This window comes from Pseudomonas artemisiae (genome assembly GCF_057128685.1).
This window is the reverse complement of record NZ_JBSKHS010000013.1, coordinates 1-24,128: the sequence shown is the minus strand read 5'-3', so window position 1 is coordinate 24,128 and position 24,128 is coordinate 1. Positions and strand designations below refer to the sequence as shown.

20 protein-coding genes, 1 tRNA gene and 1 pseudogene are annotated in these 24,128 nt (G+C 60.9%); 6 read left to right on the top strand and 16 right to left on the bottom strand.

The features are described 5' to 3' along the window. Window positions 1–44 precede the first annotated feature (44 nt). Window positions 45–3,086: a D-2-hydroxyglutarate dehydrogenase YdiJ gene (gene ydiJ, locus ACWKV4_RS15375; RefSeq protein ID WP_483832954.1), complete on the bottom strand. Its 3,042-nt coding sequence runs from the start codon at window positions 3,084–3,086 to the stop codon at window positions 45–47. Between the two features lie 151 nt (window positions 3,087–3,237). Here ydiJ and ACWKV4_RS15370 point away from each other — a divergent pair, with 151 nt between their 5' ends. Next, the gene (locus tag ACWKV4_RS15370) at window positions 3,238–4,107 is read left to right on the top strand and encodes a LysR substrate-binding domain-containing protein (protein ID WP_483832953.1); all 870 of its coding nucleotides are present in this window, start codon (window positions 3,238–3,240) and stop codon (window positions 4,105–4,107) included. A 167-nt stretch (window positions 4,108–4,274) separates the two neighbouring features. Here the strand turns inward: ACWKV4_RS15370 and ACWKV4_RS15365 are convergent, their stop codons facing one another. The 10 genes and pseudogenes from ACWKV4_RS15365 to ACWKV4_RS15320 all read right to left on the bottom strand — a co-directional run bounded on the left by ACWKV4_RS15365 (window position 4,275) and on the right by ACWKV4_RS15320 (window position 14,015). Next, window positions 4,275–5,117 carry a methyl-accepting chemotaxis protein gene (locus tag ACWKV4_RS15365; protein WP_483833062.1) on the bottom strand — a complete coding sequence of 281 codons (843 nt, stop codon included), beginning with the start codon at window positions 5,115–5,117 and terminating at the stop codon, window positions 4,275–4,277. Between the two features lie 18 nt (window positions 5,118–5,135). Then, window positions 5,136–5,282 (bottom strand): annotated as a pseudogene (locus tag ACWKV4_RS15360) (HAMP domain-containing protein); the annotation flags it as partial. Between the two features lie 1,174 nt (window positions 5,283–6,456). Continuing rightward, window positions 6,457–7,548, bottom strand: a complete 1,092-nt coding sequence (locus ACWKV4_RS15355) for a protein-glutamate methylesterase/protein-glutamine glutaminase (RefSeq protein ID WP_483832952.1) — start codon at window positions 7,546–7,548, stop codon at window positions 6,457–6,459. Continuing rightward, a complete protein-coding gene (locus ACWKV4_RS15350) occupies window positions 7,545–8,345 on the bottom strand; it encodes a CheR family methyltransferase (RefSeq protein ID WP_483832951.1) in 801 nt (266 codons plus the stop codon). Before ACWKV4_RS15350 ends, ACWKV4_RS15355 begins: the two co-directional genes overlap by 4 nt. 3 nt (window positions 8,346–8,348) lie before the next feature. Beyond that, window positions 8,349–8,864, bottom strand: a complete 516-nt coding sequence (locus tag ACWKV4_RS15345; protein WP_483832950.1) for a chemotaxis protein CheW — start codon at window positions 8,862–8,864, stop codon at window positions 8,349–8,351. A gap of 8 nt (window positions 8,865–8,872) precedes the next feature. Then, on the bottom strand, window positions 8,873–10,504 hold the full coding sequence (locus ACWKV4_RS15340; protein ID WP_483832949.1) for a methyl-accepting chemotaxis protein: 1,632 nt from the start codon (window positions 10,502–10,504) through the stop codon (window positions 8,873–8,875). 27 nt (window positions 10,505–10,531) lie between these two features. Then, window positions 10,532–12,652, bottom strand: coding sequence for a chemotaxis protein CheA (locus tag ACWKV4_RS15335; protein ID WP_483832948.1), 2,121 nt, complete (start codon window positions 12,650–12,652; stop codon window positions 10,532–10,534). A gap of 20 nt (window positions 12,653–12,672) precedes the next feature. Further along, entirely contained in the window at window positions 12,673–12,978 is a 306-nt protein-coding gene (locus tag ACWKV4_RS15330) for an STAS domain-containing protein (protein WP_483832947.1), read from the bottom strand. Next, the gene (locus ACWKV4_RS15325; protein ID WP_483832946.1) at window positions 12,975–13,343 is read right to left on the bottom strand and encodes a response regulator; all 369 of its coding nucleotides are present in this window, start codon (window positions 13,341–13,343) and stop codon (window positions 12,975–12,977) included. The genes ACWKV4_RS15330 and ACWKV4_RS15325 overlap by 4 nt, the downstream gene beginning before the upstream one ends. Window positions 13,344–13,352: 9 nt before the next feature. Beyond that, on the bottom strand, window positions 13,353–14,015 hold the full coding sequence (locus ACWKV4_RS15320; RefSeq protein ID WP_483833061.1) for a methyl-accepting chemotaxis protein: 663 nt from the start codon (window positions 14,013–14,015) through the stop codon (window positions 13,353–13,355). A 953-nt stretch (window positions 14,016–14,968) separates the two neighbouring features. Between ACWKV4_RS15320 and ACWKV4_RS15315 the strand changes: the two genes are divergently transcribed. Continuing rightward, window positions 14,969–15,045, top strand: a tRNA-Met gene (locus ACWKV4_RS15315). A 171-nt stretch (window positions 15,046–15,216) separates the two neighbouring features. Here the strand turns inward: ACWKV4_RS15315 and ACWKV4_RS15310 are convergent. From ACWKV4_RS15310 to can, 3 genes are all read right to left on the bottom strand, one after another. After that, window positions 15,217–15,912 carry a TerC family protein gene (locus tag ACWKV4_RS15310; protein WP_483833060.1) on the bottom strand — a complete coding sequence of 232 codons (696 nt, stop codon included), beginning with the start codon at window positions 15,910–15,912 and terminating at the stop codon, window positions 15,217–15,219. Window positions 15,913–16,076: 164 nt separating this feature from the next. Further along, on the bottom strand, window positions 16,077–16,598 hold the full coding sequence (gene sodC, locus ACWKV4_RS15305; RefSeq protein ID WP_483832945.1) for a superoxide dismutase [Cu-Zn] SodC: 522 nt from the start codon (window positions 16,596–16,598) through the stop codon (window positions 16,077–16,079). 81 nt (window positions 16,599–16,679) lie between these two features. Further along, complete coding sequence (can, locus tag ACWKV4_RS15300) at window positions 16,680–17,318, bottom strand: carbonate dehydratase (RefSeq protein ID WP_483832944.1); 639 nt, start codon at window positions 17,316–17,318, stop codon at window positions 16,680–16,682. 136 nt (window positions 17,319–17,454) lie between these two features. Between can and ACWKV4_RS15295 the strand changes: the two genes are divergently transcribed. Beyond that, window positions 17,455–17,880, top strand: coding sequence for a serine kinase/phosphatase (locus ACWKV4_RS15295; RefSeq protein WP_483832943.1), 426 nt, complete (start codon window positions 17,455–17,457; stop codon window positions 17,878–17,880). Here the strand turns inward: ACWKV4_RS15295 and rimI are convergent. Further along, complete coding sequence (gene rimI, locus ACWKV4_RS15290; RefSeq protein WP_483832942.1) at window positions 17,877–18,326, bottom strand: ribosomal protein S18-alanine N-acetyltransferase; 450 nt, start codon at window positions 18,324–18,326, stop codon at window positions 17,877–17,879. The genes ACWKV4_RS15295 and rimI overlap by 4 nt on opposite strands. Next, complete coding sequence (locus tag ACWKV4_RS15285; protein WP_483833059.1) at window positions 18,323–19,105, bottom strand: energy transducer TonB; 783 nt, start codon at window positions 19,103–19,105, stop codon at window positions 18,323–18,325. Before ACWKV4_RS15285 ends, rimI begins: the two co-directional genes overlap by 4 nt. 159 nt (window positions 19,106–19,264) lie before the next feature. On the opposite strand from ACWKV4_RS15285, the gene mksB reads away from it, so the two are divergent. From mksB to mksF, 3 genes are read left to right on the top strand one after another with little or no spacing between them, the layout of a single operon-like run. Beyond that, on the top strand, window positions 19,265–20,548 hold the full coding sequence (mksB, locus tag ACWKV4_RS15280; RefSeq protein WP_483832941.1) for an Mks condensin complex protein MksB: 1,284 nt from the start codon (window positions 19,265–19,267) through the stop codon (window positions 20,546–20,548). Then, complete coding sequence (gene mksE, locus ACWKV4_RS15275; protein ID WP_483832940.1) at window positions 20,538–21,197, top strand: Mks condensin complex protein MksE; 660 nt, start codon at window positions 20,538–20,540, stop codon at window positions 21,195–21,197. Before mksB ends, mksE begins: the two co-directional genes overlap by 11 nt. Next, window positions 21,194–24,019, top strand: a complete 2,826-nt coding sequence (gene mksF / locus ACWKV4_RS15270; protein WP_483832939.1) for an Mks condensin complex protein MksF — start codon at window positions 21,194–21,196, stop codon at window positions 24,017–24,019. The genes mksE and mksF overlap by 4 nt, the downstream gene beginning before the upstream one ends. The last annotated feature ends 109 nt before the right edge of the window (window positions 24,020–24,128 follow it).

Sequence of the window (24,128 nt, the reverse complement as noted above, 5' to 3'; positions counted from 1 at the left end):
CACAGATGATTACCTATGACAGCAGAACGGCCTGGCCTATCAATTCACCCTTGGGCGCGTTGCAGCTCGAGCAACACCTCCAGCGGGTGGCGCAACTCGCGCTCAGCCAGGCGCTTGGTTTGGCTGCGGCAGGAGTAGCCCGTGGCCAAGGCCTCGCCTTGAGCCTCCACGGGTATCGCCACCTGCTTGGCCCAGGATTGGTCGAAGATCGCCCGTGAGCTGTGCTGGTTGCGCGCCTCGTGACCATAAGTGCCAGACATGCCACAGCAGCCAGTGGCCTGGGTCGTCAAATTCAGGCCAGCCCGGGTAAACAACGCTTCCCACTGCTGGGTGCTGGCCGGGGCGTTGGTTTTCTCCGTGCAGTGGGCCAGCAACCGGTAACGGGTCGGCGCCTTGGCTTTGAGGCTGGCCGGCAAGGCATCGAGCAGCCACTCCTGAGGCAGCTCCACCTTAGGCAGTTGAGCGAGGCCGGGCACCTTGGCGTACTCCTGGCGGTAGACCAGGGTCATGGCCGGGTCCAGCCCGACCATGCGCACGCCAAAGGCACTAAGCGCCTGCAACTGGCTGGCGTTACGAATCGCGGCCTTGTTGAAGGCCCGCAAGAACCCTTGGACATGCAGCGGCTTGCCGTTGGCGAAGAAAGGCGCCAGGTACACCTGGTAACCCAAGCGCGAGATCAGCTCGATCAACTTGGCCAACAGCGGGGTTTCGAAGTAACGGGTGAAAGCGTCCTGAACCAGGATCACACTGCGGGCCCGCTCGGCTTCGCTTAGCCCGATCAACCGGGTTGCCGTGGCGGGTTGAATGTTCCAGCGGGTCAGGGTGGCGTTAAAGTTAAAGCGGCTGAGCAAGGGGCTATCCACCATGCCTACGCGATGCTCAAGCAAGCCCTTGATCAGGCGCGCCTTCATCAGGCCGTTGTACACACCTGGCACACGCGCCAGGTAAGGGAGGGTGAATTCCAGCGAACCGATCAGGTAATCACGGGCCGGGCGCAAGTAGCGGGTGTGGTACAGCTCAAGAAAGCGCGAGCGGAATTCTGGCACGTTCACTTTGACCGGGCACTGGCCCGCGCAGGACTTGCACGCCAGGCAACCGGCCATGGCGTCGTACACTTCATGGGAAAAGTCCGTCCGGCTCTGGCGCTGCTCACGGCTGTTGCGCCAGCGCTGTGGCAAGGTGTGCCAAAAGCGCGGCTGGCGCAGGTTTGGCGCCAGCACATTGACCCCGGCCTCCCCCTGCAATCGCAGCCATTCGCGCATTAGCGAGGCACGGCCTTTGGGCGACTGGGAGCGTTGCCGGGTGGCTTTCCACGACGGGCACATGGCGTCGTTGGGGTCATAGTTGTAACAGGCGCCATTGCCATTGCAGTGCATGGCGGTGCCGTAGCTCTGCCATACCCGCTCATCGATCTCCCGGTCCAGTTCGCCGCGCAGCGGTACCTCATCGATACGCAGCAAGGTGTCGGTACTGCTCAAGGGCGTGCAGATTTTCCCAGGGTTGAGTTGGTTATGGGGGTCGAACGCGGTCTTCAATGCCTGCAGCGAGGGGTACAGCTCCCCGAAGAAGGCCGGCACGTATTCGGAACGCACGCCTTTGCCGTGCTCGCCCCAAAGCAGCCCACCGTACTTTTGCGTCAGGGCAGCCACGGCATCGGAGATTGGCCGTACCAGCGCGGCCTGGGCCGGGTCTTTCATATCCAGTGCGGGCCGTACATGCAGCACGCCAGCGTCCACGTGGCCGAACATGCCATAAGCCAGGCCGTAACCATCGAGCAATGCCCGGAACTCGGCAATGTAGTCCGCCAGTTGCTCTGGGGGTACCGCGGTGTCTTCCACAAAAGGTTGGGGCCGTATCTCGCCGTCTACGTTGCCCAACAGGCCCACCGAGCGCTTGCGCATGCTGTACACCCGGGTCACCGCTTCGTTGCCGGCGGCCAGGGTATGGCCCAGGCGCTGTACGCCCTGGTCGCTGTGCAGGTGCGCCACGAAGGCGGCCACCCGCTGTTCTACCTCGGCCGGCTCGTCGCCGGAAAACTCCACCAAGTTGATACCCAAGGTAGGGCGGTCCGGGTCTGCCGGAAAGTACTCGGCCACGGCATGCCAGACGATGTCTTTCATTGCCAGCAACAGCACTTTCGAATCCACGGTTTCGATGGACAGCGGCTTGTGTTGAATGAGCGCTCGAGCGTCGCGCAGCGCGTCCATAAAGCTGGCATAGCGCACATTCACCAGTACCGAATACTTAGGGATAGGCAGCACGTTAAGCGTTGCCTCGACCACGAACCCCAGGGACCCTTCCGCTCCGCACAGCACGCTGTTGAGGTTAAAGCGCCCGTCGGCTTCGCGCAGGTGAGCCAGGTCGTAACCGGTCAGGCAGCGGTTGAGCGTGGGGAACCGCGCCTCGATCAGTTCAGCCTGGGTGTGGTTGATGTGGCGAGCGGCGCGGTACACCTCGCCTATCCGACCTGGCTGCGCGCACTGGCGATCCAGCTCGGCGTTGTCGATGGGTTGGCTATCGAGGGTGTCGCCGCCCAACAGCACCGAACGCAGCGCCAGCACGTGGTCACGGGTTTTACCGTAGGTACAACTGCCCTGGCCGCTGGCATCGGTGTTGATCATCCCGCCGAGGGTAGCGCGGTTGGAGGTGGACAGCTCCGGAGCGAAAAACAGCCCGTGGGGTTTGAGCGCCGCGTTGAGCTGATCCTTCACCACCCCTGCCTGCACCCTGACCGTGCGCGCCTGAGGATCGATCTCCAGGATGCGGTTCATATGCCGCGAGAGGTCCACCACAATGCCATCGGTGAGGGACTGGCCATTGGTACCGGTACCCCCGCCCCGTGGGGTGAGTTTGATCCCCTGGTACTCCGGCTGGGCCATCAGCCGTGCCACGCAGGCCACGTCGTCGGTATCCCGTGGGAAGATCGCGGCCTGCGGCAGGCGTTGGTAGATGGAGTTATCGGTGGCCAGCACCGTACGGCTGGCGTAGTCAGCGCTCAGCTCACCCTTGAAGCCGTTGGCTTGCAAGGCCACGAGAAAGTCACGGTAGCTGGCCTTCGCGGCGGCCGGTTGCAGTACTGCGATCATCGGTCAGTGGCCTCTGTCGGCGTTAAACATATGGGCGCGCTTGCCACCAGGCCGTGACTGCGTCAGCCTCTTTCATTCGATGTTGTCATGCTCGCGTCATTAGGTGAGCAAGACAAACGGAAAATTAGCCCGTTATCGATGACTTTTACGAATGAATTATCGCCACCTCACCCCGTCCATGTCGCTCTTGCTGGCCTTCGAGGCCGCAGCTCGGCATGAAAGCTATACCCGCGCCGCCGAAGAGCTTTCCCTGACCCAAAGCGCGGTCAGCCGGCAGGTGCAGGCCTTGGAGCACAGCCTTGGGTTAAGGTTGTTTCGCCGCGAAGGGCGGCATGTGCAGCTCACTGATGTGGGCCGGCTGTACCACCGTGAGGTGGCTGAGGCATTGGGGCAGATCCGCGGCGCCACCTTGCAGGCGCTGGCATTTCAATCCGGCACCGGCACGCTGCGCCTGGCCACGCTGCCGACCTTCGGCTCCAAATGGCTGCTGCCACGGCTGCACCTGTTTTACCAGGCGCACCCCGGCATGCTGGTCCACATCCATTCACGCATCGAACCCATCGACTTCGACACCAGCGAGATCGACGCCGCGATCGGTGTGGGCGTTGGCCAAGTGCCTGGCCTTACGAGCCATCGCTTGCAGGCCGAAGAACTGGTGGTGGTCCATGAACCTGGCCTGGCGCTTAGCCCTGCCAGCGTGGCTGAACAGGTACTGCTTAACGTGGCCAACAACCCCCACGCCTGGCCAGAGTGGTTTAGCCACCATGGCTTGCCCCATCGGGCCATGCGTCTGGGCCCGAGCTTCGAGCTGACCTCGCACCTGGTGCAGGCCGTACGCGCCGGCATCGGCATCGGCCTTGTGCCCAGGGTGCTGGTAGAAGAAGAACTGGCCAGCGGCGCATTGCGTTCAACCGGCGAAGCCTTTGCCAGCCGGCGAAGCTATTACCTGATCTACCCACCCCGCAACGAGGGGTTACCCTCGCTGCGGGCCTTCCGAGGCTGGTTGTTGGGGCAGTTGTAGCCGCCCAGGCTCGCCGGCGCCTCAACCTGTAGGCGCCGCGCTGTCGCGCAGCAAACAGGGGTGCAGCTTTCGCGAGCTTCGCTCACTCCTACACCCTGAACTGCGCCCGCAGGTTGGGCAGGTGCGCAGGTCATCTTGTAGGAGCCAGCGAAGCTGGCGAATGGACGCTAGCGTGTGGCAAAGTGCTGCGTATTGGCGCGTAGCGCCCGGCTGCCCTCCCCTAGGCGATCCGCCGCGTTATGCACCTCACGGGCGCCTTCGAGTAAACGCAAGGCGGCTTGGTCCACTTGCTGGATATTGCTGCTGACCTGGTCCGCGGTGGCGGCCTGCTCATCCACTGCCGTGGCGATCTGCGCCAGGGTATCGTTGACCACCTCAACCGCAGTGGCGATTTCGCCCAAATTGGCGCCCAGCCCCGTCACCGCGGCGGCGTCCCGTTCTGCTTGGGCGCAGGCAGCCTGCATCAGCTCCACCGCCTGCTGCACCGTGGCCCGCAGGCTTTCCACCGTAGCGGCGATTTGCGCGGTCGAGGCCTGAGTGCGTTGAGACAAACTGCGCACTTCGTCTGCCACCACGGCGAACCCGCGGCCCTGCTCGCCAGCTCGGGCCGCTTCAATGGCAGCGTTGAGCGCCAGCAAGTTGGTTTGCCCAGCAATACCGCCGATCACGTCCACCACAGACTGAATCTGCTGGCCCTGCTCGCTCACCCGCCCCAACGCCTCGGCGCTGGCACCCAAGCGCTCGTTGAGCTGCTGAATGTTACGCGTGGTCAATTCGCTCTGCCGACTGCTGGTCAGGGCGATCTGCTGGGTTTGCCGAGCGCCTTGGGCGGCCGCTTCGCAGCTCTTGGCCACACCTTGGGCCGTGGCCGCCAGTTGCGTGGCTGCCGCGGCGATCTGGCTGATCTGCAATTGCTGCTGCTCGACGTCTTCCAGGGTCTCACTGGCCTGGGCCGCCAAGGTGGACACCGAGCCGCCCAGGGCATCGGTCTCTCGGCTTACACCCGCCATACTGCCGCGCAACTGCACCACGGCACTGTTCAGGGCCTGAGAAATAGCCGCCAACTCGTCCTTGCCTTCCACCGGCACCTGTATGCGCAAGTCCCCGTCACGCAGTGATTCGGCCAAGGTAGTGATGCCTGCCGCGCTGCGGCGAATAGAGGTTTGAACGCACATAAACAGGTACAGGGCTGCCAGTAGCAGTACTGTAAAGCCCAGGGTCACGGGCACGAACTCGCCCAGCACTTGCCCATGATGGCTGCCCAGGCGCTGGCTCAATGAAGCAAGCGACGCTTGGCGCAGGCCAACGATCTGCTCCAGCAAAGCGTCGATGCGGCCATCGAAGTCTGCCGCGGACAGGTTGACCGTGCCGCCGAGCAGCTGCTCGTCCAGCAACTTGAGGGTATCGTCGAGGGTAGCCAGGGTACGGGTGTATTGGCCTTTCCAGTCAGTGTCGCTTTCAGGCAATTGCTGAGTGAGCGAGGCACCGCTTTTAAGCAGTTGTTCGCGGGCATCGCCAATGCGGCCGCGCAGGTCGCGTAACTGCAAGCGGCTTTGCAAGCTGAACTGGCCAGACACCACCGAGGCCTCAGCCACGGCGGCGAGACGCCCAACCCGCTCGTTAAGGTCAGGCGCGCGCTGGGTAGCCATCTCCATCAGCAGGTAGGTTTCCAACCAAGGGTCGAGAATCAACCCACTGTCCATGGCCAGTTGCTCGCGCAACAGCTGCAGCTCGCTGATTACCGCTGCAAAGCGCTCGAAGCCATCCGGCCACCACCCCAGCCCACGTAACTTCTGCACCTCGAGGCCGGCCACGGCTTCCTGTAGGGTTTTGTAACGCTGCTGCACCTGGGCACTGGCACCGGTATCACTCAATACCTGACCCAATTGCGTCACGGCCTGGTTCAGCGGTACCGCTAAAGCTTCCAGGGCACTGACGGCTGCCTTTGCCGCTGGGGTGGGCTCGCGCAAAATGTCAGCCGCCTTCCAGCGCGCGGCTTGTAAACGCTGCTGGCTGAGCAGGCGGTCCACGGCTTCAAGCGCCTGTAGCTGTAGCACGCCGGTCTGCTCGTGGTCGATCACCCGGAGGCGGGCTTGGTAATCCTTGCCCAGCAAGGTCAGGCTGATGATCAAAGGCAGTACGAACAGCAAGAACAAAAGGCGAAATTTACCTGCGAAGGTGAACCGGCCCAGCAGGCGGATTCCTGGAGAAAGCAAGCTGTACATGTCCGATAGCACTCCTGGACAACGGCAACGCCCATATGGGCGGAACATTCTCTAAAAACACTGCAAAAACCGAACCTTAAGCGGCAACTGCTGTTAAATTGCCAGTTCGTCGGGCACTGGTGCTTCAGCGGCGGCCGCGCAAGCCTTCGAGAATGGCCTTGGGGATCGCCTCCAGGCCTAACACCTGCCGGGCCGCGCCCAACTTGATCGCCTCTCGGGGCATGCCAAACACCACACAACTGGCCTCATCCTGGGCGTAGGTATCGGCCCCTGCATCGAGCATCTCCTTCAGCCCGCGCGCGCCGTCGTCGCCCATGCCGGTCATGATGATGCCGGTGGCATTGCTGCCCGCGCAGCGGGCCACGGAGCGAAACAACACATCCACTGAAGGCCGGTGCCGATTCACATGGGGGCCCTCCATAATCTGCACCTGATAGAACGCGCCACTGCGCTTGACCACCATGTGGCGCCCGCCAGGTGCGATCAACACCTGCCCTGGAAGCACCCGGTCATTGTTCACCGCCTCGCGCACGGTCACCTCGCACACGCTGTCCAGCCGTTGAGCAAAGGAGGCCGTGAATTTTTCCGGCATGTGCTGCACCACTACGATGCCAGGGGTGATCCGTGGAAGGGCAACCAGCACCTGTTCCAGCGCCTGGGTGCCGCCGGTGGAAGTACCAATCGCCACCACCCGTTCGGTAGTACGCGCCATCGCCGGCGTTGGGCCTGGCGGGAGAATAGCGTCCGCGCTTAGCCGCTCCGGCACGGGTGCTGCCGCAGGCCGAGGGCGCAATGCCTTGACGTTGGCCTTGGCCGCGCCGCGCACCGCCCGCACCAGCTCACCGGAGGATTGCAGCAGAAAATCCTTCAGGCCCACTTTAGGCTTGGTGATGATATCCGCCGCCCCCGCCGCCATGGCCTGCAGGGCCGTCTCGGTGCCGCTTTCGGTCAGCGTGGAGCAGATCACCACAGGCGTAGGCCGTTCGGCCATGACCTTGCGCAGGAAGGTCAGGCCATCCATGCGTGGCATCTCGATATCCAGCACGATCACGTCTGGCCAGCGGCGCGCCATTTTGTCCATGGCAAATAGCGGGTCGCTGGCGGCGCCTATCACCTCCAGGTCTGGTTCCTGCTCAAGAATCGACTGCATGACCTGGCGTACCACGGCGGAGTCGTCGACGATCATTACCGCAATGGTGGCGCGGGTTGGGCTCATGGTTTTCGATACATCGAAGGGGAAAGCAACTCCAGCGTGTCATTCACGCCATTGAGGCTCTCGGAGTGGCTGATGATGAAATGCCCGCCTCGGCGCAGGTTAGGTACCAGGCGGTCGATCACCTTGCGTTTGGTGGACATATCAAAATAGATCAGGACATTGCGCAGGAAAATCAGGTCGAATTCGCCCATGCGTGGTAGCGCGGCATTAAGGTTGACCTGCACGAACTTCACCCGCTCCCGCAGGCTGCGCTCCACCAGAAAGGTCCCGGCCTGGTTGCCGATGCCTTTGAGGCAATACCGCTCCAGCAGCTCCCTGGGCAAGTTACGCCCACGCTCCATGGGGTAATGGCCACGGCCGGCTTTATCCAGCATGCGGGTGCTGATGTCCGAAGCGACCACCTCCCACGGGCTGCCATCCAGGGTTTCGGCCAGCACCATGGCCATGGTGTAGGGCTCTTCACCGCTGGAGCAGGCCGCGCTCCAGATACGAAAGGGCCGCCCCGAACGCGGCCGCGCCAGCAGTTGCTCGCGCAGGAACTCGAAGTGCTTGGGCTCACGGTAAAAATAGGTTTCGTTGGTGGTGAGCAAATCGAGGGCCATCTGCGCCTCGCTCAGCCCCTCCACGCTGGTGATCAGGCGAAAGTAAGCGCCGTAGTCGGGCAGGTCATGGTCCCGCACGCGCGTGGCCAGTCGGGAAGCGAGCAAGGCTTTTTTGTTCTCGCCCAGGTAAATACCGGCGCGACCGTAGAGCCAGGTCTGAAACTGCGTGAATTCACTGGCTCTGAGTTCGATCACAGGTTACCTCTGCACGCCAGGCACTTGCGCCAAGGCGACCATGTCCTCGACGCTCAATACCCGGTCCACGTTCAGCGCAATGACGAAGCGGTCGTCGATGCGCGCCATGCCAGCGATAAAGTCCACACGAATACGTGAGCCGAAACTAGGCGGCGGCTCAATGGCCGCGGCAGGTATGTCCACCACGGCAGAGACCGCATCCACCAACAGGCCGAACACCAGAGGGGGGCCTTCCTCGGCAGGTACTTCCAGCACCACGATGCAGCTACGCCGGCCTACCGCCGCGGGCGGGTGGCCAAAGCGCGCGGCCAGGTCCACCACTGGCACCACCGCGCCGCGCAGGTTGATTACCCCACGTACATAATCGGGCATCATCGGCACCACAGTGATCTGGGTCAGCTCGATGATTTCCTTGATGCCCTGAATGGCCAGGGCGTACAGCTCACCGGCTAAACTGAAGGTGAGGTATTGGGCATCGGTTCCGGTGGCGCCCACCGGGCCAAGTGGCTGTGCAGTCATGGCAGGCCTCAGAAGCGGGTGAATTCAGCTTCGGACAATTCAGACGGGCCGCCGCGCCGCCGCGACGGGGTCTTGCTCGGCGGCTGCGGCAGCGAGGGCCGTGGGCGTGACGGCACCTGGAGTGGCGCCACGGTGTCACCCACGTTGAAAAAGCCCATCACTTCCTGCAACTGCTCGGCCTGAGCGCTCATCTCTTCGGCCGTGGCCGCCAGCTCCTCACTGCTGGAGGCGTTCTGCTGAGTGACTTGGTTCAACTGGACCATGGCCAGGTTGATTTGCGCCACGCCAGCGGATTGCTCTTCGGAGGCGGCGCTGATTTCCTGCACCAGGTCCGAGGTTTTATTGATGGACGGGACCATTTCCGCCAATAGGCCGCCAGCCCGTTCGGCCAGCTCCACGCTGCTGCCGGACAACTCGCCGATTTCCTGGGCAGCGACTTGGCTACGCTCGGCCAGCTTGCGCACTTCGGCGGCCACGACCGCGAAGCCTTTGCCGTGCTCGCCAGCGCGGGCGGCTTCGATGGCGGCGTTGAGCGCCAGCAGGTTGGTCTGGTAAGCAATGTCATCGATAATGCCAATGCGCTGGGCGATCTTTTTCATGGCCGACACCGTGGCCTCCACCGACTTGCCGCCGTCGGCGGCTTCACGCGCGGCCTTGCTCGCCATGCCATCAGTGACTTTCGCGTTATCGGTGTTCTGGTTGATACTGGCAGTCATCTGCTCGATAGACGCACTGGTTTCTTCCACGCTAGCGGCCTGCTCACTGGTGGCCTGGCTCATGGATTGGGCCGTGGCGCTAAGTTCTTCAGAGGCGCTGGCTAAGCTGTTGGCGGCCTGACGTACTTCGCCAATGATGCGCCCCAACTGGCCAGACATATTCTGCATGGCCAGCAGCAACTGACCGGTTTCATCGCGGCCACGCACTTCGATATGCCCTGTAAGGTCACCCTTGGCCAGGCGCGAGGCAATATCCACCGCCACAACCAATGGGCGGGCGATAGCACGCGAGACGAACCAGGCCAGGAACAGGCCAACCAGAATGGCGAACACCAGTACCGCGATAATGGCGTTGCGGGCGGTTTCAAAGGTGTGCTGCGCAACCGCGCTGGCCTGAGCGGCACCGGCGTCGTTCAGCTCCACCAGTTTGTTCAGCGTGCCAGCCGCATGATCAAACACCGGCTTTGACTCTACCGCCAGTATGTTTTTGGCTTCTTCTTTCTGACCTTGGCGGGAAAGCTGAACGACCCTCTCGCTGACCTTCATGTAAGCCTGATAATCGGTAATAAAGCTCTGGTACAGCGCGCTTTCCTCGGCGCTGGACGCCAAGGGCTTATATTGCTCGATGCCCTCGTTCACGGCAGCCTTGGACTGGGCCTGGTTTTGCTCCATCTCGGCCAGCTCGCTGTCGGTGTCTGCCAGAATGTGCCGGGCCTCGCGAGTGCGGTATTGGCTGAGGTTATAGCGCATGGCCGCCGCTACCCGCATTGAAGGTATCCAGTCGTCTGTCATCTCTGTGCTGGAGCTGTTCACCGCGCCCAGCTGGAACACGGCGAACACGCCGAGCACCGCGCACAGCGACAGTACGATTAGAAACGAAGCCAGCAGCTTCACAGAGATTTTCATGTTGTAAAACCACTTCATGTTGACACCTCGGGACAGGCCCTGGCCTTAAACGGCTTGACGGATACTCGTGGGATGATCTGCCGGGCCTGCCCCATGGCTAGCCTGATCGATCAGATTTTTCAGTAATGCGGGCACATCGAGGATCAGCGCCACCGCGCCGCTACCGAGCACCGTGGAGCCACTGACGCCATGCACGTTGGCGAACAACGGCCCTAGCGGCTTGATGACGGTTTGGTACTCGCCCATCAGGTGGTCGACCACCAGGCCAGCCTTAAGGCCCTGGGCCTTGACCACCACAATGTTCTCGCGCCGGGCAGGCTCACCCTGCAACCCCAGGTAATCCCGCAGAAACACCAACGGCAGCACTTCACCGCGCAGCGCCACGTGGCCTTGTTCGCGCAATTTCATACGGTCGGCGGTGGGCAGTTCGATGCATTCGAGTACCGTATCCAGCGGGATTACATAGGCGCTGCCCGCGCTGTCGATCAGTAGCCCATCGATCATGGCCAGGGTCAGCGGCAGGCGTATACGCACGCGCGTACCGGCACCGGGTTCGCTGTCCAACTCGATGCTGCCGCGCAGGCTGGTGATGTTGCGCTTGACCACGTCCATGCCCACGCCTCGCCCTGACAGGTTGGTCACGGCCTCGGCAGTGGAGAACCCCGGCTCGAAGATCAGTGCATAGAGCTCGCGCTCGCTAGGCTCGGTCGTGCCCACCAGCCCGCGCTCGCGGGCCTTTTGCAGAATGCGCTGGCGATTAAGGCCCGCGCCGTCATCGGCCAGTTCCAGCACAATATTGCCAGCGTCGTGGAAGGCGTTGAGGCGCAAGCAACCCCGCGCAGGCTTGCCAGCGGCCAGGCGCACGCTGGGTTGTTCGATACCGTGGTCCATGGCGTTGCGCAACAGGTGCATCAGTGGGTCGCCGATCTTCTCAATCAAGGCTTTATCCAGTTCGGTATCACCCCCGCTGACCACCAGTTCGATTTCCTTGCCCAGTTCTTGGCTGACGTCGCGTACTACCCGCTGGAAGCGGTTGAAGGTTTCGCCAATAGGCACCATGCGCATGGCCAGCGCACCGTCGAGTAAAGCTTCGAGCAAGGCGCTGACTTCGTTATTGGCTTCCACCAGTTGCTCGTCTGCGCTCTGGCGCGCTAGCAACTGAGCGCCCGCCCCAGCGGTGACCAGCTCTCCTGCCAGGTTGATAAGCTCTTCGAGTTTGTCGGCGCGCACACGGATGTACCCGCCAGCGCGGCTGCCCTGAGTAGATTTGTTGCCAGTGGCAGGCAATGAACCAGGCGCTGTCCCCGGCTCGGCGACAACCGCCGGTGTCGGAGCCAGCGCTTCGTCGGCAGGCTCGCCGAGGGTGCCACAGCGCCTCAGTGCGTCTTCGACCCAAGCGCCCTCTTCACCCAGCTCGTTCAGCCAGTGGCGGTACTCGCTGGGCGGCGTGTCGGGCGCAAAGATACGAAGGCGGCATTCCTCGCGAATAAACTCGAAGGTTTCAGCGATGGCGCTTTCGTTCCGGTCCGAGCGCAGGGCGATTTCCATGCCCAGGTAGCAGCTTTCTGGGTCTAGTTCGGGAAACGCCATGGGCGGCTGGTACACCTCGGTGCCAAGGCGCTCGCCCAAGGTGTCCAAGTAACGCAGGAACGACAGCGGGTCCATGCCGTTGCGGAAGGTATCCACGCCAAAGCGTATGGAAATATGCCAGCGCCCAGCCGGTTGGGCCTGAGTAAGTTGCGCTGATGCTACGGCGCCTTGAGCGCTGACGGCGCCGAACGTAGCCAGGCGCTCGCGCAGGCCCTGCTCCCGCGCCAGCAGCTCGGCCGAAGGAGCGGTATTGAGTACCGCGACCACTTCGAGCAACTCGCCCAAGTGGTCGTTACAGGCCAGCAACAGCGCCACCATCTCACGGGAAGCCGTCAGGCGGCCGGCCCGCAGGCGGTCCAGCAAATCTTCGACTACGTGCGCAAAGGCCACGATAGGGTCCAGGCCAAACAGCCCCGCCGAGCCTTTGATGGTATGGGCGGCGCGAAAAATCGCCGCCAATTGGCTGTCATCGTCCGGCTGCGCTTCTAGCGTCAGGAGGGCCTGTTCCATGTCATGAAGCAGCTCTCGAGCTTCAGCGATGAACGTTTGCAAAGCAGCATCAAGGTTGAGCGGCACGGCGATCTCCTGCTAAAGGTTCAGGCCACGGCCTGGTCATCGAAGGAGGCGGCCAAGCCACACAGGCTCAAGGCTTCGTTCACGGCAGGGCTACGGCCGATAAGGGTCAATGCGCGCCCAGCACCAGCCAGGTGCTGACGCAACATCAGCAGCAATTGCAGTCCCGCGCCATCACATTCACTCACCGCGGCTAAGTCCAAAGCCCAGTTGCGCGGTGTCTCCAGCCAAGGCACCAACTCGGCATGCAGCTCTGCCGCCAGGTAAATGGTCAGGTCCGCGTCGAGGGTTACCTGGAGCAGGTCACCGTTTACCTGGGCAGTGATCATGGCAGGATCAGCTTAGCGACCGCGGCCATCATCTGCGCCGGCTGGAAAGGCTTGACTACCCACGCCCGTGCGCCCGCAGCCTGGCCTTCCTGTTTACGGCTCTCTTGGGACTCAGTCGTCAACATAATGACTGGTGTAAACTTGTACGTGGGTAACTTCTTGAGTTCTTTGAGAAAGGTTATGCCATCCATATTTGGCATATTCACGTCACTGATCACCAAATGGATTTTTTGGCCTTTTAGTTTACCCAGCGCGTCTTTGCCATCTGCTGCATCGATGACATCGTACCCAGCACTTTTAAGTGCAATCCCAACAACTTGGCGAATACTGGCCGAGTCGTCCACTACCAGTACGGTCTTGCCCATGAAGCGCTCCTAGAAAAAGGTAATCGAGTTGTCGTTTGCCGTGTGGTTGGCCGCGCCACTGTGATTGTCGCGCTGCTCTTGCATGGCGTAAGAGCGTTCCATTTGTGCCAGCCAGGCCTTGATGTCCAGGTTAAGAGGAACACCCGCTGCTTGGCTGTCGCGGATATGCTGATGCAGGTCGTTCATGCGGTCGCTGACCTGAGCGAGGATCTGGCTCACCCGGTCTTGGAACTGCAGCGCCACCAGCACCTCGCTGATTTCTTCACCTATCCCCAGGCTTTCGTTGCGCAGCAGGTCTGACGAATGGCGCAACTCTTCGGTGATCGACGCAAAGCGCGCCAGTACCCCTTCGATGGTGCCTTGGGCCTGGGAGACGATATCGCTGTTGCGCTCGCTGCTCTCACCAGCAACGTCCACCAACCGGGTGATGGCGCCGTTGATGATGTCCACCTTGGCCGACATTTTTTGCCCGGTTTCGCTGGACTGGCTCGACAACGACCGCACGGCATCGGCTACCACGGCAAAGCCCCGGCCAGCCTCGCCCGCCCGGGCGGCTTCGATGGCGGCGTTTAGCGCCAGCAGGTTGGTTTGTGCGGCAATGGCCGCCACTTCAGCCGCCATGGCCCGTAGCTCACCGGTGTAGCTGGTCAGGTTGCGCACCTCGCCGAGCATTTCATCGCGGCTGTGCTGGGACACCCGCAGGGTATCCACTACTTGGTTCAGGTCTGCGTCGGCCTGACCAAAGCCGCCTTCTGCTGCGCCGCCTTCGCCGAAGCTGCCCGCGGCCTGCTGGGAGGCCCTTACGGTCTCTTGCAAACGTGAGGCGATGTCCACGAACCGCTGGGTTAGTGCAGTGACTGCATCCTCGGTTTGCGAGCGGGACGTTTCCACCTGGCGTACCCACACAGGCAGCGCCTCGGCACATACCTGCTCAGCATTAGAAGGCTGGGGGGTGTTGGAGGTAAGGGCATCGGCTTCAGTGGCCTGGGCCGATAGCTGCGATTGGGCAGCCCTACGCGCACCTTGAGCAACTATCCACGTCGCTAGCAAAGTGGGCACGCTCGCCCCAAGTACCGCTGCGGTTAACGAGGCAGGTTGGGCGAAAAAGACAACTAACCCAGAAGAGATCACTGCGGCTATTACACCGATCACTAGCGCCGGCCCGGAATAACCCGGCATGACGAGCGCATCCTTCTTGTCCATTGAAAAGCCTCTTGGTCCAATACCGGCTGCAACGCCATAAGTACTGTGTTTATCTTTTTCAGGCCACGAAACTTTATTAAACATGCTGACCGTTCGTCATAAAAAATTAACAACTTATACAGGGGCTTTACAGTCGAGCGGCTTCGCTTAGTTGATTTCGAGTTGTGAACCCCTTCACAACCATAGCTGGATCCAATAAATAGGGCAGCCTCAGGGCCGTAAGCCAGGCGGCTAGGCTGGGTGGCAGTGCTATAACTCTTGTACAACCCCAGGGCGTGTTTTTTACCTTTAGGGTGCGGGCAATTCGCGCGCACGCGTTAAGCAGCGGTATAGAGATCAAGCGGTTAGGTGCTTTGCCTGGAAAAAAATTTGGCCCTTGTGCTTGACAGGGAAGCGCCTGCCGCGAATAATGCGCGCCACTTGGCTACATAGCTCAGTTGGTTAGAGCATAGCATTCATAATGCTGGGGTCCGGGGTTCAAGTCCCTGTGTAGCCACCAAACCTGTTTCAGGTTACCTTCCGGTAGCTTGCAACACAAAACAGCCCGCCTCGCGCGGGCTTTTTTGTGCGCGTAAACCCGGCCATACGTGCGAGCAACAGCTCGCGAAAACGGTTTCAGCTCGCGCCCCTTAACGTCTACCTTCTAAAACGTATTGGCCCACAGCCACTGTTAAGCTGACCCTGCGCGCTGCCGAGCCTGATAACGGGCCACGCCTGCTCCTAACAACATCACCAACAGTGCACCTACGGCATTGGCCAGGTAACTCATCAAGCCAGCAGGCGGCGCCCAGGGGGAGACTACCGGGTCCGACAGCGCGAGGCTGACCGCTACCCAGCCGATAAGCCCTCCGCCTAGAGTGACCACCACTGGGAAGCGCTCCATCAGCACCAGCACCACGCGGCTGCCAAGCAGAATGAGCGGGATGCTCAACAACACACCACCGGCTACCAGGTACAGATTGCCCTGCCCCGCTGCCGCTACGGCCAGTACGTTATCCAAGGACATGACCGCGTCGGCCACCACAATGGTTTTGATGGCGGCCCATAAGTGGGCGCTGCCTTTGACACTGTGAGTCTCTGGCTCCGGGGCGGCGATCAGGCGTATACCGATCCACAGCAACAAGGCACCCGCGATCAGCTTGAGCCAAGGCAGCGCCAGCAGGTGCATGGCGAAGAACAGTAATGCGATGCGCAGTATCACGGCGCCAGCCATGCCACCCCAGATCGCTTGGCGCCGCCGTTGTGGGGGTAGTTGACGACAGGCCATGGCGATCACTACGGCGTTGTCCCCACCCAACAAGAGGTCTAGCAGCAGTATCTGCAGCAAGGAGGCCCACACTGAAGGGTCAGTGAACCACACCATCATTTTCTCCATCGCTGATTGATCCGAGCAACTGTGACTCACGCGCGACAGGGTTTACTTCACCTGTAAGCACAGGGCTGCGGGCTATCAGCGGCAGAATGAAGAACGTTGGGTGTAATCCTCGCCCTAGGCGGTGGCAGCCAACAGCGCGAACCAGGCGCCAAGCCTCACAATACGCCGCAGGCCAAGCGCGCACCGCCGCCGCCCAGCGGGCTAGGCATGTCAGCGTGGTTATCGCCGCCGGCATGGACCATCAGCGCATGGCCTTCGACTTCGGATAGCTTCTTCAGCCGGGGCGCTAACACAGGGTAGGTGGCGGTGCCGTCTGCATTCACATAAATAGCCGGCAGGTCGCCCAAGTGCCCGTCAGCGTAAGGCCCTAGGTGCTTACCGGTTTTGGCTGGGTCCATATGCCCGCCAGCAGCTTCGGCTGGGGACATCTTGCCGTCCTTCATGGCAGGGGCGCAGCTGCCGTTCTGGTGAACGTGAAAACCGTGTACGCCAGCCGGCAGCCCCTTGAGGGTTGGGGTAAACAGCAACCCATAAGCGGTTTCTTCAACTTTGACTTCACCAACGGCCTGCAAGGGCCCCTCTGGGCCCGCCAGGTTCAAGTTGACGCTCTTGCTGGCCGCCTGCGCGCCGACCGCACCCGCCATGAGCAAAGCCGCTATCCACGTATACGCTTTCATCTTGCCTCCTGTTGCCGCACTAAGGGTCAATTCATCTTAGTGGGGTTTTGCGCCAGAGGTTCGATGCGCTTTGGTAGCCAATTATGTCAGCGGCCGCAGGCGGTACTGTGGCGGCAGTTGTTCGAACCCGCTGATAGTAGTGTCCAGGCTCTTCCAGCGGCCATCCTTGATGCCGTAGATGCAGCCATGGATGGACAGGCTCTGCCCACGGTGCCAGGCATTTTGGACGATGCTGGTATGGCCCACGTTGGCCACTTGCTGAATCACGTTGAGTTCACACAGGCGGTCCACCTGGGCCTCCTCGGTAGGCAACGTAGCCAGTGTTTGGCGGTGGTCGTAGTACAGGTCGCGGATCGAGCGCAGCCAGCCATCGATCAGGCCCAACTGGCGGTCTTGCATGGCTGCTCGCACGCCACCACACCCATAGTGGCCGGTCACCAAAATGTGTTTCACCTTGAGCACATCCACGGCGTACTGGATCACCGACAGGCAGTTGAGGTCCGTGTGCAGCACTACGTTGGCCACGTTGCGGTGAACGAACAGGTCCCCCGGCAACATGCCGACGATTTCATTGGCTGGCACCCGTGCATCGGAGCAACCGATCCAGAGAAATTCAGGGGTTTGCTGGCGAGCGAGCTTAGCGAAGAAATCAGGGTCTCGCTCAGTGATGGCGTCGGCCCAACGGGCATTGTTGTCGATCAGTTCTTGTAGGTCGTTCATGGTCACGTCTCGATAATGATGCGCCAGTATGACTCCGCCCCGCAGCGCCAGGTCACGTTGCGCCACGCTGCTCGAATTGAATCTTGCCCGGCGAGGTGAGTCCACCTATTAATGTCCCCTAACTGGAGTACGCCCCATGGGCCCCAAGCATCGCGGTTACGACGACCCACAGCCCTCTGAGATCGACACCATCGAAGACCGCATCGGCTCGGTTCACCCTCTGGACTTCAACGAACCCAATGGCGCTGGCCCCGCAGGCTTTACTGGTGACGGTTTAGACGACGAAGCCATGGCCTCTGCTGAACGCGTAAGCGAAGCAGGGCTAACCGGTGCGTCTACTGAAGACCATCATCAAACCATGGATGACATGAGCCCGGAAACGCTGATTCCGGCGGACGGTTCTGAGTCCTTTGCCGAAGCTCAGCTGAGCGATGCGCCAAACGACCTGCAACTGAACCCCGTGGATGAAGACGACATCGGCGGCGGTAACGGCCTGGATGAACAAGAGCTGGCCTACATAGACCCGCTCGACGGCAAGAAGTGGGATGGCGAGGCTGACTAAAGCAGCACACAGGCCATGACCAGGGCATCTTCACGCCCGCCTGCGGCGGGATAATAGTCCCGCCGCCTGCCGATCTCATTGAAGCCATAGCGTTCGTATAAGCGATAGGCAGACTGGTTACTGGCCCGCACCTCAAGAAAGCACTCACGCCCGTCCAGCGCCATGGCGCGCTCCATCAGGTGCTCGAGCAGCTTTAAGCCAAGCCCTCGACCCTGGTTCTCAGGCTTTACCGTGATATTGAGCAGATGGGCTTCGTCGATGATGACGTTGATCACCCCGTGCCCCACCAACTGCTGCCCTTCGAACATCAGCCAGATCTCATAGCTTTTCAGCCCATCCAGGAAGATACCCCGCGTCCAGGGGTGGGTGTAGGCGGCGTATTCGACCTTCAGTACAGCGTCCATATCCGCTTCGGTCATAGGGCGGAAGGTCACGGCGTTATTCATTCAGCGGGTTTCCAGCGCGGCGTCAGGCGGCGCATTGCTTGCCAGACGTCAGCCTTTCGCATTGGCTCGTCCATCAGGGTTTCCAGGCCGGGCAGTGCCCAGCCATCGCACAGGCCATCAATGGTCACTTCTTGGTAAAATGCAGCGTCATCCACATTCGCGGCAAAGCGTAGCGCGGGCAAGCCTACGAGCCACAGGCAGGCACAGGGGGCCACCTCCAGCTGAGCCGCCACGAACCCTTGCACGAAGTCCCGCGCGGCCTCTGGCCCCTGGTCGAGGCTGCCTTTGGCTAGCCACGGCCAACGCACCGGTTCACCGATCAACTGAGGCGCCTCCGGTAGGCCCGCTGCGCGCAGCATGTCCTTGAGCAGCAAATACCCAGGGTCCCGGGACTGAAACGCATCCCCGGTGGGCAGTTCGGCCAGCACCAGGCACGCCCCGGCCCGCAACAACTGCAAGGCGAAGCGAGGCGCTGCCGCCATCGGCTTGGCAGGCTGTGGCACAGGTTCAGGCTCAGCGTCGGCCTTGGGCTGGGGTTTAACGAGGCCAGGCCGTGGGATATCTCGCTTGGGCCGCTCGATCCGGGGCGCGCGAGCGGGTGCGGCGGTAACCACGGCTGGCGCGGGCGCAGGCAGGCTTACGTCAGGAGGCTGGCTGACCTCCAGGGTTTCGAGCAGCGCTGGCCGTGAGGCGGCGGCAAATGGCAATTCGGCACGTGGTACCCACTGCACCACTTGCATGGCATCAAGGTAAGCACGGCGGCGGGGTTCGGTCAGCACAGGCAGGCCACGGGTAGACATACAGGGCAGCGATTCTACCTGTGTTGTAGAGATTTCACGACCGCTACGCAGCCGCCTTGGCCAGTGATCGCCAACACCGCGGCTGCCTTGGGGATGCGATACAATCCGGGCTTTTTTTGGCAACCGAGCGGCCCTCTCATGATCGAACCCAAGCGCGTGCTACGCGCCCTCGCCGAACACTGGGCCCTGCTTGAACCCCTATGCGAACGTTTCGATCAGGGGACCCTGGGCCTTGTCGAACTGCGCCTGCAACTGGCCGGGCAACTGCATGAGAGCACGCCACACGACATCACCAGCCTGCTCGATACGTGGGTACGCCTGGACATCCTGGTACCTGTGGCCAAAAGCCCCAACCGCTTCGAGCTCAATGCGCAGATTCACGACTTTCTGGCGTATTTGCGTCGCGAGCATCGGCTGGGCCTGTGCCTGGAGATAGAAGCCTATCTGCGCCACTTGGAGCGCCTGGCCGGGCATATCCAGGATGCCTTTGACATTCGTGATGGCGACGACCTGGCGCGGCAGTTGCGGCTGCTGGATATGCGCGTGCGTGATGTGCTGAAGAAACTGGCCAACGACGAACAGGCGCTGGTGGCCGTTGCCGAGCGGGCCAAGACCAGCGAACGGCAGATCCCGTTGCGCCAACGCTATGCCGAAGTGTTAGCCACCTGGGATGAATACGTGGAACCGATGATCCAGCTGGTTAGCGCCGACGGCGCCTTCGAACAAGGCGTGCGCAAGGTCGAAGCGGTGTTGCTGCGGCTGCTAGGTGAGCAACAGCGCCTTGGCCATTTGGTGGATGACGACAGGCTACTGCGTACCCATGCGCGTATTCTGGAAATGCAGACCAGCGCGCAGTTGGCCTTGCGTCACGCCCGTGAGCTGCTGTTGCCGCTGCGTGAAGAGGCCCGCCGCCATAATGCCGTTACCCGAGGCGCTGCCTTGGCATTGGCTGCCATGCGCCGCAAGGGCCTGGATGCGGTACCACAAGCCGCCCTGCCCTTGTTCAGCCGCCCCCAAAGCAACTTCCTGGGCACCGCCAGTCAGGTGGAGGCTTATATGTATGCCTTGGCGCGCTTCGAATCCAAGCCGGCACCTTTCCCCCGCTCGGAAAAATCCGAAAGCGCTAGCGCCACCCGCGCCCCACGTACCGTACGAGAAATGCTTCAACACTGTGAGCAGGCGCTACCACTACCTGACTTGATGAGCTGGTTGTTGGAACAGGAACCCGATGGCGCCACGGACGAACTGCTGTACTGGTTCTCGCGGCTATCCCGGGACAAACGCTTTACCCGCCAGCGCCTGGAGCGCCAGGACTACCGTACCCAGGGGCATCTGCTGAGCCTACGCTCCTTTGCTTTGTACTCTGCCGCAGCCCCTGCTCCACTGGCTGTCGAACCCGTGAGCCCTGCCCATGACTCTTGATTTAAGCGAACTGACCCAACTGGCCCCCATCTTCCGGGAGCTGTTCAAAGGTTTTCATATCAGCCGCCGCGACCCTGAGCTGTACGCTCAACTCTCGACCCTTCAGGACGCCTACCGGGCACTGTTCCGGGCGCTGGGGTTCGAGTTGGTGTGCGATACCCGAGGCTTTTATTACTTCGTTCCCGAGCAAGCCGCCGCGCAGGTGAACAAAACGGCCCAACGGCTTTCGCTGTTCACCTTCATTCTAGTGGAACACTTGGCCGACCAAGGCCGGGACCCTGTCAGCGTTTTGGATGGAGGCAGCCTGGGTCGTGATGAGCTGCCTGCCCTGTTGGAAAAGTACCGGGACCTGTTCGGCCAGGCCGAGGTGCAAACCCCTGAAGAACTTGAAGAGAAAATCCTCCGGCGCATGACGCACCTAGGCTTTACCTTCGAGGAAAACGGCGTTTACCGCTTCCTGGCACCCATGCACCGCTTCCTGGACGTATGCCTGGCGGTACAGCAAGACCGCGACCTGGCAGCCAGCCTGCATAGCGCCTTGCCCTTGCCCACTCCAGTGCTGGTCGATGATGAGCCCTCGTTGTTGCAAGACGAAGAACATGCCTTGGCGCTGGCGATAGCCGAAGCACGACAGGAGATGGATACATGAGCCAGCAACGCTACGGCATTCGCCGCTTTGCTCTGCTAAATACCGCCGGCTATAGCCTGGGGTTGTTCCCGCTGGAACATCCCTTGTCGGTCTATGGGGCCAATAACCTTGGCAAAAGTGCTTCGATCAATGCCCTGCAATTCCCCATCCTGGCTCGGATGTCGGACATGAGCTTTGGCAAATACAGCCTGGAGCAGTCGCGGCGCTTCTACTTCGCTAGCGATACCAGTTACATCTTGTGCGAAGTGGCGCTGGCCCATGGCCCCCATGTCATTGGTGTGGTTGGGCGCGGGCCAGGCGGTGGCTTCGGTCATCAATTCTTCGCCTATGCCGGTGCGCTGGATCTGGGTCACTATCAGAAAGATGACACCTGTCTGCGCCAGAAAGCGCTGTTTGCCAACCTGGAGCGCCATGGCTTAAAAGCCTATGAGCTCAAACCTGACGAATTGCGCCGGCTACTGGTGGGCGGCCATACCTCTATACCGCTGGACCTGACACTGATTCCGCTGCGCTCCACCAGTGAGCAAAGCCTGAAAACCTTCAGGGCGCTGTTTATCAACTTGCTCCATATGCGCGAGATCACTGCGGCCAAACTCAAACAGCTGTTTTTGGATGCGTTTGAACACAGCCTGCGGTCAGGCAGTGTGGATTACATCGCCGCCTGTGAGGAAGCCTTCCGTGATGTGCGGCGCATGGAGCAAGACTACAACGCCCTAGTGGCTGCCGGCCCATTGGTGGAAGCGCTGGCCAATGGTGTACGCCAACGGGACCAACTGCGGGGCAAGCTGCATCGTTTGTCGCCTGTGCTGGATACCTTATTAGGCACCTGGCAGGCGTATTCGGGGGATCGCAAAGAAGAACTACTAATCCAGGCCGAGCATTACCGCAGTCAACAGGATGTATTGCAGAACGACCAGCGCGCTACCACGCAAGAGCTGATGCGCCTGGAGCGTGAGATTGCCGGCCTTCAGCGTTGGTTGGGCGAGCTGTCCGTTCTCAAACACCGCTTTACTCTGGTCGAAGATGCGCGGGTATTGGAGCAACAGCTACTTGCAGCCAAGGATGCCCACGAGGAGCTAGCGGGAGCCTTGGCACATGCACGACAATTCAGTAGCGATGACCTAGATGCCAGGGTACGAGAGCTGGAAGGCCGGCTTAAAACCGTCAAGCAACAACTTGATCATGCGGATAACAACAGCTATGCGCGGCTGCGTGAGGCGTTCTCCCAGCAAGATGTGCAGCGGTTGATGCGGCTGTTCAACGGCGCCCTGTTCAGCTTGCCGTTAGGGGATAGCGGCATTAGCCTAGATAGTGGCGATGTCTGGGTGAAAAGCCTCGAAACCATGCTGGAATGCTTCGCGGGCGACCGCTTCGAAGTGCCTGGGCTGGGTATAGACCTCTCTAGTATCGAGCCACCTGCGTTGCAGGCCCTGGCTGATCGCGCGGCGCTGCGAGAACAGAAAGATCGCCTCGATAAGGAGCTGCGTCAGCTTAAAACCCAGCAAACCGTAACCTTTGACCGGGCAGCGAGCAAAGCCCAGGCCGATGCGCTCTATCAGCAGGTACTGGACGCTCAAAAAGCGCTGGAAGATTTCCGTCGCTTGCAAACCTTGGCTGTAGAGGAGCCCACTAAATTCGACGCCCTGGCGCAACTGGAGGCGGCTCAGGATGAGCTCAAACGCTCCAGCGATGCGTTTGCCGAGCGCGTACAACAGCTGGCCGCCAAGCTGCAATTAATCAGCCGCCAGATCGCAGACCTGGAGTCGCAGCAGCGTAACTTGGACGATGCCTTACGCCGCCGCCACTTGCTACCTGCCAATATGCCCCTGGGTACGCCTTTTATGGAGCCGGTAGATGACAGCATGGAGAACCTGCTGCCGCTGCTTCACGATTACCAAGACAGCTGGCAAGGCTTGCTTAGGGTAGACGGTCAAATCGAAGCCCTGTATGCGCAAGTGCGCTTTAAGGGCGTGGCCAAGTTCGACAGTGAGGAAGATACCGAGCGTCGCCTTCAATTGCTGATCAATGCTTATGCTCATCGGCAGGACGAAGCGCTTACTTTAGGTAAGGCACGGCGTGCGGCTGTCACCGATATTGCCCGTACGCTTCGTAACATCCGTAGCGACTACGACAGCCTTGAACACCAGTTAGGGTTGTTCAACCGTGAAATCAACCGCCGTCAGGTTTCTAACCTGGAAAGTTTCCGCATCGTACTGGCGCCTAATAAAGATGCGCTCAAGCACATTGACCAGATCATCCACAGCGCGGGGCAATACGAGGAAGGCGAAACCTTGTCAGTCTTCGACTTAAGCAGGAGCGCGGAGCAAGACAGCAAGAACGAAGAAGCCAAGGAGTACCTTGCTCGGCTAGTGGCGGCTAATTATAACCAGTTGGGTTTGAAGGACCTCTTCGAACTGGCGTTCGAGATCACCAAGGTCAATGGTCAACCGGTGTTGCACACTGACATCGACGGGGCGGCGTCCAACGGCACCACCATGACAATCAAGGCGCTGACCAATATGTACCTGCTGTTGCACCTGATGGACCGCGAGCAGGCCGGGCGCATTCGACTGCCCTACTACCTAGACGAAGCTGCTGACATTGATGAACGTAACCAGATAGCCTTGCTTGAAACCAGTCAGCAGTTAGGCTTTACGCCTATTCTCGCGTCCGTAAAGCCCCAGGTGTCTGCCCACGTCGCTATCGACCTGGAGGCTGGAAGCGGCCCTCAGGGGATCTATATCGACGAAGCCGATTGGAAATTCATCAGCCGCCACGACGACGGGCCTGTGCTGAAGACTCCTGCCAATGTGGCTGAGTGAGACGGTTGATTTCTGCAGGGCTGGGGAACGGGGGTTAGCCTCCCGTAGCAGCCTGGCTTGTCAGCGGCTGGCTTCAGCACCATGCGTAGCGGGTCGCTGGCAAGCCAGG